This window comes from Dactylosporangium sp. CS-033363 (assembly GCF_050942475.1).
Lineage (GTDB): Bacteria > Actinomycetota > Actinomycetes > Mycobacteriales > Micromonosporaceae > Dactylosporangium.
This window is the reverse complement of the sequence record NZ_CP192032.1, coordinates 8,646,283-8,655,000: the sequence shown is the minus strand read 5'-3', so window position 1 is coordinate 8,655,000 and position 8,718 is coordinate 8,646,283. Positions and strand designations below refer to the sequence as shown.

Sequence of the window (8,718 nt, the reverse complement as noted above, 5' to 3'; positions counted from 1 at the left end):
ATAGCTGGTTCTCCCCGAAATGCATTTAGGTGCAGCGTCACGTGTTTCTTGCCGGAGGTAGAGCACTGGATGGCCTAGGGGGCCTACAAGCTTACTGAAGTCAACCAAACTCCGAATGCCGGTAAGTGAGAGCGTGGCAGTGAGACTGCGGGGGATAAGCTTCGTAGTCGAGAGGGAAACAGCCCAGATCACCAGCTAAGGCCCCTAAGCGTGTGCTAAGTGGTAAAGGATGTGGGGTCGCATAGACAACCAGGAGGTTGGCTTAGAAGCAGCCACCCTTGAAAGAGTGCGTAATAGCTCACTGGTCAAGTGGTTCCGCGCCGACAATGTAGCGGGGCTCAAGCACACCGCCGAAGCTGTGGCATTCACGTGTGTACCAGGCCTTCGTGGTCCAGGTGCGTGGATGGGTAGGGGAGCGTCGTGTCACCGGTGAAGCGGCGGAGTGATCCAGCCGTGGAGGTGACGCGAGTGAGAATGCAGGCATGAGTAGCGAAAGCAGGGTGAGAAACCCTGCCGCCGGATGACCAAGGGTTCCAGGGCCAGGCTAATCCGCCCTGGGTGAGTCGGGGCCTAAGGCGAGGCCGAGAGGCGTAGTCGATGGACAACGGGTTGATATTCCCGTACCCGCGTAGAAGCGTCCATGCTGAACCTGCTTGTACTAACCTCACAATGGTCTGAACCTTTCGGGGGGATGGCCGGCGTTTGGGAACTCGGGTGGTAGTAGGCAAGCGATGGGGTGACGCAGGAGGGTAGCTGGACCCGGCCGGTGGTTGTGCCGGGGCAAGCGTGTAGCCCGTGCTGTAGGCAAATCCGCAGCACATAGGGGTGAGACGTGAAGCGGAGCCGTTCAGGTGAAGTCAGTGATCCCATGCTGCCGAGAAAAGCCTCTAGCGAGTTTCGAGCGGCCCGTACCCCAAACCGACACAGGTGGTCAGGTAGAGAATACCGAGGCGATCGGGCGAACTGTGGTTAAGGAACTCGGCAAATTGCCCCCGTAACTTCGGGAGAAGGGGGGCCACCGATGGTGAGACCACGTGCTGGTGGAGCGGTTGGTGGCCGCAGAGACCAGGGGGAAGCGACTGTTTACTAAAAACACAGGTCCATGCTAAGTCGTAAGACGACGTATATGGACTGACGCCTGCCCGGTGCTGGAACGTTAAGGGGACCTGTTAGTCCTTCGGGGCGAAGCGGAGAACTTAAGCGCCAGTAAACGGCGGTGGTAACTATAACCATCCTAAGGTAGCGAAATTCCTTGTCGGGTAAGTTCCGACCTGCACGAATGGCGTAACGACTTCCCCACTGTCTCAACCACAGGCCCGGCGAAATTGCACTACGAGTAAAGATGCTCGTTACGCGCGGCAGGACGGAAAGACCCCGGGACCTTCACTATAGCTTGACATTGGTACTCGAATTCGATTGTGTAGGATAGGTGGGAGCCGGTGAAGCGGTCACGCCAGTGGTCGTGGAGGCAAGCTTGAAATACCACTCTGTTGGATTTGGGTATCTAACCTTGGGCCGTGAGCCGGTTCAGGGACAGTGTCTGGTGGGTAGTTTAACTGGGGCGGTTGCCTCCTAAAATGTAACGGAGGCGCCCAAAGGTTCCCTCAGCCTGGTTGGCAATCAGGTGTTGAGTGCAAGTGCACAAGGGGGCTTGACTGTGAGACTGACAGGTCGAGCAGGGACGAAAGTCGGGACTAGTGATCCGGCACTGGCAGGTGGAAGCGGTGTCGCTCAACGGATAAAAGGTACCCCGGGGATAACAGGCTGATCTTCCCCAAGAGTCCATATCGACGGGATGGTTTGGCACCTCGATGTCGGCTCGTCGCATCCTGGGGCTGGAGTAGGTCCCAAGGGTTGGGCTGTTCGCCCATTAAAGCGGTACGCGAGCTGGGTTTAGAACGTCGTGAGACAGTTCGGTCCCTATCCGCCGCGCGCGTAGGATACTTGAGAAGGGCTGTCCCTAGTACGAGAGGACCGGGACGGACGAACCTCTGGTGTGCCAGTTGTTCTGCCAAGAGCACGGCTGGTTGGCTACGTTCGGAAGGGATAACCGCTGAAAGCATCTAAGCGGGAAGCTCGCTTCGAGATGAGGTATCCCACCCCTTGAGGGTTAAGGCCCCCAGCGAGACCACTGGGTTGATAGGCCGGAAGTGGAAGCCTGGTAACAGGTTTGAGCTGACCGGTACTAATAGGCCGAGGACTTGACCTACAATTCAGGCTTTGAAGCTTGCTTGCATCCACTGTGTGATTCTGAACCAATACCAGAACGCACCCCTGACCGGGTTCAGGGTGTGCGGGGTTGACAGGTTCATAGTGTTACGGCGGCCATAGCGGAGGGGAAACGCCCGGTCCCATTCCGAACCCGGAAGCTAAGCCCTCCAGCGCCGATGGTACTGCACCCGAGAGAGTGTGGGAGAGTAGGACGCCGCCGGACAATCTTCGATCAAGGGCCGCCCCATGGGCGGCCCTTGAGTCGTTTACCGGGTCGAGCGCATACGGCGTACCCCGGTCGGGAAGGATGAAGTCGTGACTATGCCAGGCGACGGCGACGGCCAGGACGGCGGCCCGCGGCGGCCGCGACGAGACGACTCCCGCTCGGGACCCCGGGACGGGAACCGCGGCGGTGACCGGCCGCGGGGCAACTCCCGCGACGATCGGGCCGGCGGTGGCTTCCGCGGTGGGCGTGACGGTGACCGCCCCTCCGGCTTCCGCGACCGCGATGGTGGTTCGCGGGGTGACCGGCCTTTCCGCGATCGCGATGGTGGCGCTCCCCGTGGGGACCGGCCGTACCGCGATCGGGATGGTGGTCCGCCGCGCGGCGACCGGCCGTTCCGCGACCGTGACGGCGGCGGCGCTCCGCGTGGGGATCGGCCGTACCGGGATCGCGATGGGGGCGGAGCTCCGCGTGGGGATCGGCCGATCCGCGATCGGGACGGTGGCGGGTTCCAGCGGCGTGAGGGTGGCTTCCGGGACCGTGACGGTGGTGGGGCGCCTCGGGGCGACCGGCCGTATCGGGACCGGGATGGTGGCGCTCCGCGTGGGGATCGGCCGGACCGGGGTGACCGTCCGTCCGGCGGTGGGTTCCGCGACCGTGGGGACCGTCCGAGTGGTGGTGGCTTCCGCGATCGGGGCGACCGTCCCTCCGGTGGTGGCTTCCGTGACCGGAACGCCGGCGACCGGCCCAGTGGTGGTGGCTTCCGTGACCGTGGGGACCGGCCCAGTGGTGGGTTCCGGGATCGCGATGGCGGGGCTCCGCGTGGGGACCGGCCGTACGGCGATCGGGACCGTGGGGATCGGCCCAGCGGTGGTGGCTTCCGTGACCGGGGAGACCGGCCGAGTGGTGGCGGGTTCCGGGACCGGGGCGACCGTCCTGCCGGCGGTGGGTTCCGTGATCGTGACCGTGGGGATCGGCCCAGTGGTGGTGGGTTCCGCGACCGTGGGGACCGGCCGTCCGGTGGTGGCGACCGTGGGGACCGTCCGACCGGTGGTGGGTTCCGCGATCGGGGCGACCGGCCCAGCGGCGGTGGCTTCCGCGATCGCGGTGACCGGCCGTCCGGTGGTGGCTTCCGGGACCGTGGGGACCGGCCCAGTGGTGGCGGGTACCGCGACCGTGGGGACCGTCCGTCCGGCGGTGGCTTCCGGGACCGTGACGACCGTTCGAGTGGTGGCTTCCGCGATCGGGGCGACCGTCCTTCCGGCGGCGGGTTCCGTGACCGTGACCGAGGCGACCGGCCCAGCGGCGGCGGATACCGCGACCGTGGGGATCGTCCGTCCGGCGGAGGCTTCCGCGACCGCGACGACCGTTCCGGCGGCGGATCCCGTGACCGGGGCGACCGTCCGTCCGGTGGCGGGTTCCGCGATCGTGGGGATCGGCCGTCCGGCGGCGGGTTCCGTGACCGGGGCGATCGTCCGTCCGGTGGCGGGTTCCGCGATCGGGGTGACCGTCCGTCCGGTGGCGGGTTCCGTGACCGGGACCGGGGCGACCGGCCCAGTGGTGGCGGGTACCGCGACCGTGGGGACCGGCCCGGTGGTGGGTTCCGGGATCGGGATCGCGGGGATCGGCCCGGGGGCGGGTTCCGCGATCGCGACAGTGGCGGCCGTGGTGCCGGGTTCCAGCGGCCCGAGGGGCTGCGGCGGGACGACGCGGGCGGGTACCGGCCGCGGACCAGTGACCCGGGCTTCGTCAGCAGCGAGGAGGCCGGCGAGGAGACCGTCAGCCGCGTCGCCGACCCGGTGCTCGCCGACGACATCGACCCGTCGGAGCTGGACCGCGAGGTGCGCTCCGAGCTGAGCTCGCTCGCGCGGCCCGTTGCCGAGGAGGTGGCGCGGCGGCTGGTGGCGGCCGGGCAGCTGATCGACGACGACCCGGAGCTGGCGCTCGCGCACGCGCTCGTGGCCCGGCGCAAGGCGTCGCGGATCGCGGTCGTGCGGGAGGCGGCGGGGCTTGCGGCGTACCACGCCGGGGAGTGGCAGACGGCGCTGGGTGAGCTGCGGACGTACCACCGGATGACGGGCAAGCAGACCCACATTGCGGTGATCGCGGACTGCGAGCGCGCGCTCGAGCGGCCGGAGAAGGCGATCGACCTGTTCCGTACCGCGGACCGGGAGCGGCTCTCGGCCGAGGAGATCGTGGAGCTGCTCATCGTGGCGGCCGGGGCCCGGGGTGACCTGGGGCAGACCGATGCCGCCGTGGCGATGCTGCAGGTGCGCGAGCTGACGTCGGCGCCGGACGCGCCGTGGGCGGCCCGGCTGCGGTACGCGTACGCCGATGCGCTGCTGCGGGCCGGCCGGCGCGAGGAGGCCCGCGAGTGGTTCGCGCGGGCCGCGGACCTCGACGAGGACCTGCGTACCGACGCGGCCGAGCGGCTCCTCGAGCTCGACGGCATCACGCTCGACGGCGACACCGAGGACGACGAGGACGAGGACGTCAGCGGCGACGCGGACGCCGACTTCGACGACGACGAGGACGACGACGAGGACGACGACGTCGACGACCGCGACGACGACGAGGACGTCGACGACCGCGACGACGACGAAGACGACCGCGACGAGGACGACGACGAGGACGACCGGGACGACGACGAGGACGACGACCGCGACGACGACTACGACGACGAGGATGAGGACGACCTCGACGACGAAGAAGACGACGAGGACGACGAGGACGACGACGAAGACCCGGACGACTACGACGACGAAGACGACTACGACGATGACGACGACCTCGGCGACGACGAAGAAGACGACGAAGAAGACGACGAGGACGAAGACGGCGTAGCCGACGCGGACGACGACGAGGTCGACGGGGACCACGACGGCGACCAGGATGACGACCGCGACGCCGAGCCGGGCGACAAGGACGACACCGAGGACGACGTCGACGCCAAGGACGACGAGACCGACGGCGACCACGGGGACCAGGACGACCAGGGCGACAAAAACGACCAGGGCGACAAGGCCGACGACGACACCGCGGAGCGCGACGACGACGCGCGGGACGGGAAGGGCCGGGCGTGAGCGACAAGGATGACCTGGTCGGGCACTACGACCTTGTGATCTTCGATCTCGACGGGGTGCTGTACCTCGTCGACCAGGTCATCCCCGGAGCCGCGGAGGCGTGTGCGAAGCTGCGCGAGCGGGGCATCCCCAGCGCGTACGCGACGAACAACGCCTCCCGGCTCCCCGGCGACGTCGCCGCCCTGCTGACCCGGATCGGCATCCCGGCCGAGACGCGCGAGGTGGTGACGTCGGCCCACGCGACCGCGCTGCTGATGGCGGAGCGGTTCCCGGCCGGCACCCCGGTGCTCATTCTGGGCGCGCCGGCCCTGCGCGAGGAGGTCGTGGCCGCGGGGCTGACCCCGGTCGAGGAGGCCGAGCAGGCGAAGGTGGTCGTCCAGGGGTACGGTCCGGACGTCCGCATGCGCGATCTCGGCGACGCCGCCGTGGCGATCCGCGGCGGGGCGGCCTGGATCGCGACCAACGCCGACAAGACGCTGCCGTCGCCGCGGGGTCCGCTGCCCGGCAACGGCTCGCTGGTCGTGGCCATGGCCACGGCGCTGGGGCGGCAGCCGGACACCATCGTGGGCAAGCCGGACCCGGCGCTGTTCGTGGAGGCGGCCCGGGAGCGCGGGGCCCAGCGGGCGCTCGTGGTCGGGGACCGGCTGGACACGGACATCGAGGGCGCGTACCGGGCCGGGATGGACAGCCTGCTCGTGCTGACCGGCGTCTCCGACGCGGCCGAGCTGCTCGCGGCGCCGGTGGAGCGGCGGCCCACGTTCGTGGCCGAGGATCTGGGCGGGCTTTTCGAGGCGGCACAGACGGTACCGACGCAGCAGCAATGGCAGGTGCAGGACCGTGACGGCGGGTGGGAACTCGCCGGCGACGGACGGCCGGTGGACGCGTTGCTGGCGCTGTGCCAGGTCGCGTGGGCCGCGGGCGAGGTCCGGCCGATCACCGGCGCGGGCGAGTCGGCCCAGGCCGCGCTGAAGTGGCTGAAGCTGAACTAAAGCTGACGTGGCCGAAGCTGAACTAAAGCTGAAGTGGCTGAGGCTGAGCTAAAGCTGAAGCTGAGCTACAGCAGTTTGCGGAGCTTCAGCAGGTCGAGCATGCCGGCGTCGATTTTGATGCGGCCGCTGGTCCAGGCCTGCATGACGTTGAGCTGGCCGTTGACCAGGCTGACGAGGTCGTCGCTGGACGAGGTCAGCTTGATCTTCGCGCGCGGGTCGTCGCCCTCGGTGAGGCCGGTGATCTGGCCGGCCTGGAGGCGGCCGTGGAAGGCGACGTTCAGGTCGGTGATGCGGCAGGCGAGGGTACGGTCGAAGTCCAGCTTCTCCCGGGCCTCGGCCGCGTTCGACCCCAGTCGCACCGCCAGCTTTTCCAGCGCGGCGCGACATTCCTCAACCGTTGCCATGCGCGAAAACCCCAAACCGTCTCGGTTCCGTGGAATGTGACGGTACCGTACGGCGTCGCGGCACGCCCGGTAGCGTGATGGCGTACACCACTTGGAGGAGAGACGCAATATGGCGCAGGAAGCATGGCGGGCGTACCTGGAGCTCGCCTACGGCATGACCGAGGCCACCACGAAGAAGGCGACCAAGACGGTCCGGCGCCTGGTCGGCAAGAGCGGCGCGACGGCGGAGCAGCTGCAGGCGATGGCCGAGGACCTGCTCAAGGCCGGCTCGGCGAACCGTGAGGCGCTGACGAAGCTGGTGCGGTACGAGCTGGATCGCGCCCTCGGGGCCGTCGGTCTGGCCACCGCGGACGAGGTTTCGGCGCTCACCACGCGGGTGCACGAGCTCGAGGCGCAGCTCAAGGAGGCGACGGTCAACGCGCTGGCGCCGGTGCACGAGCCCGCGCCGCCCGTCGGTGCCGAGGTGATCGAGGAGAACCCGGTTCCGGCCGCGGCTCCGGCCAGGGTCGTCGCGAAGAAGGCGGTCGCGAAGAAGGCGGTGGCCCCGGTCAAGGCGGCCCCGGCGACCAAGGCCGCGCCCGCGAAGACGACGACCGCGCCGCCGGCCAAGGCGAACACACCGGCCAAGAAGGCCGTGGCGAAGAAGGCCATCGAGACCGTCGCCGCCGCCTCTGAGGTCGGGCCTGCGTCAGACAAGTTGCCCGTGAAGAAGACCACTCGCGCGCCGCGGAAGACCGCCCAGTGACGGCCCCGATCCCAGGTCCGGGCCCCGCGCCGGTGCCCGGACCGATGCCCGGGCCGCCCGGGTCCGGGGTGCTCGGCCGGGTCGAGGCCGCCGTTGCCGCGTTGGGCGAGGTAGCGTCGCTTCCGTTGCGGCAGCAGGTTTCGGTGTACACCGAGGCCCACCGCACGCTGCAGGAGACGCTGGGCACGATCGAGGAACGCTGAGCATTCTAGGAGCTGCTGGCAGATGGCGCGCCGGAACCGACTCGACGCGGAGCTCGTGCGTCGGGGGCTGGCCCGCTCCCGCGAGCAGGCGGCGGCGCTGATCGCCGCGGGCCGCGTGGAGGTGCGGGGGACACCCGCGGGCAAGGCCGCGGCCCAGATCGACCCGGCGGACCCGGTGCGGGTGCTGGAGACGGCGGAGGACGACTACGTCTCGCGGGGCGGGCACAAGCTCGCCGGCGCGCTGGACACGTTCGCCGCGCTGCCGGTGGAGGGCCGCCGCTGCCTCGACGCGGGCGCCTCGACCGGCGGGTTCACGGACGTCCTCCTGCGCCGGGGTGCGGCGGCGGTGGCGGCGGTCGACGTCGGGTACGGACAGATCGCCTGGTCCTTGCGCACCGACGACCGCGTGACCGTCATCGAGCGGACCAATGTGCGCACCCTGACGCCGGAGCAGATCGGCGGGGTGTGCGAGCTGACCGTGGCCGATCTGTCGTTCATCTCGCTTCGTCTTGTACTGCCGGCGCTCGCCGCCTGCACCGCGCCCGACGGCGACCTGGTGCCGATGGTCAAGCCGCAGTTCGAGGTGGGCCGGGAGGCGCTCGGCGACCGCGGGGTGGTCCGCGAGCCGGAGCTGCGCACGGCGGCGGTGCTCGACGTGGCGGCCGCCGCCGCGGGGCTCGGGCTCGGGGTGGCCGGCGTCGCGCGGAGCCCGCTGCCGGGGCCGCAGGGCAACGTGGAATTCTTCCTGTGGCTGCGCCGCGACGCCCCACCGGTCGACGGGGATGTCGTGCGGCAGATCGTCGAGGGAAAGGTTTCGGCGTGAGCGGTCTGGAACGAAGTGGAGGAGCCGCGAACCATGG

General features: G+C 69.0%; 5 protein-coding genes, 2 rRNA genes and 1 pseudogene (1 of these 8 only partly in view). 7 read left to right on the top strand and 1 reads right to left on the bottom strand.

The features are described 5' to 3' along the window. The 4 genes and pseudogenes from ACQPZ4_RS39825 to ACQPZ4_RS39810 all read left to right on the top strand — a co-directional run. Positions 1-2,209, top strand: a 23S ribosomal RNA gene (locus tag ACQPZ4_RS39825); it begins 897 nt to the left of the window's first position. Positions 2,210-2,317: 108 nt separating this feature from the next. Further along, positions 2,318-2,434: ribosomal RNA gene (gene rrf / locus ACQPZ4_RS39820) — 5S ribosomal RNA — on the top strand. A gap of 1,886 nt (positions 2,435-4,320) precedes the next feature. Beyond that, positions 4,321-4,894, top strand: a pseudogene (locus ACQPZ4_RS39815) (Replicase polyprotein 1ab); the annotation flags it as partial. 619 nt (positions 4,895-5,513) lie between these two features. Continuing rightward, entirely contained in the window at positions 5,514-6,506 is a 993-nt protein-coding gene (locus ACQPZ4_RS39810; protein WP_433048107.1) for an HAD-IIA family hydrolase, read from the top strand. 65 nt (positions 6,507-6,571) lie between these two features. Here the strand turns inward: ACQPZ4_RS39810 and ACQPZ4_RS39805 are convergent, their stop codons facing one another. Next, positions 6,572-6,910 carry an SCP2 sterol-binding domain-containing protein gene (locus ACQPZ4_RS39805; RefSeq protein ID WP_433048104.1) on the bottom strand — a complete coding sequence of 113 codons (339 nt, stop codon included), beginning with the start codon at positions 6,908-6,910 and terminating at the stop codon, positions 6,572-6,574. 109 nt (positions 6,911-7,019) lie between these two features. On the opposite strand from ACQPZ4_RS39805, the gene ACQPZ4_RS39800 reads away from it, so the two are divergent. Genes ACQPZ4_RS39800 through ACQPZ4_RS39790 form a run of 3 tightly spaced genes read left to right on the top strand, consistent with a single transcriptional unit; the run spans position 7,020 to position 8,681 of the window. Further along, entirely contained in the window at positions 7,020-7,655 is a 636-nt protein-coding gene (locus ACQPZ4_RS39800) for a hypothetical protein (RefSeq protein ID WP_433048101.1), read from the top strand. Beyond that, complete coding sequence (locus tag ACQPZ4_RS39795) at positions 7,652-7,858, top strand: hypothetical protein (RefSeq protein ID WP_433048098.1); 207 nt, start codon at positions 7,652-7,654, stop codon at positions 7,856-7,858. The genes ACQPZ4_RS39800 and ACQPZ4_RS39795 overlap by 4 nt, the downstream gene beginning before the upstream one ends. A gap of 22 nt (positions 7,859-7,880) precedes the next feature. After that, positions 7,881-8,681, top strand: coding sequence for a TlyA family RNA methyltransferase (locus ACQPZ4_RS39790; protein WP_433048095.1), 801 nt, complete (start codon positions 7,881-7,883; stop codon positions 8,679-8,681). Positions 8,682-8,718 lie beyond the last annotated feature (37 nt).

What these genes read in the sequence shown, in the direction of transcription:
- ACQPZ4_RS39805 (WP_433048104.1), bottom strand. Translation starts at nt 6,910, where the DNA reads ATGGCAACGGTTGAGGAATGTCGCGCCGCGCTGGAAAAGCTGGCGGTG.
- ACQPZ4_RS39800 (WP_433048101.1), top strand. Translation starts at nt 7,020, where the DNA reads ATGGCGCAGGAAGCATGGCGGGCGTACCTGGAGCTCGCCTACGGCATG.
- ACQPZ4_RS39790 (WP_433048095.1), top strand. Translation starts at nt 7,881, where the DNA reads ATGGCGCGCCGGAACCGACTCGACGCGGAGCTCGTGCGTCGGGGGCTG.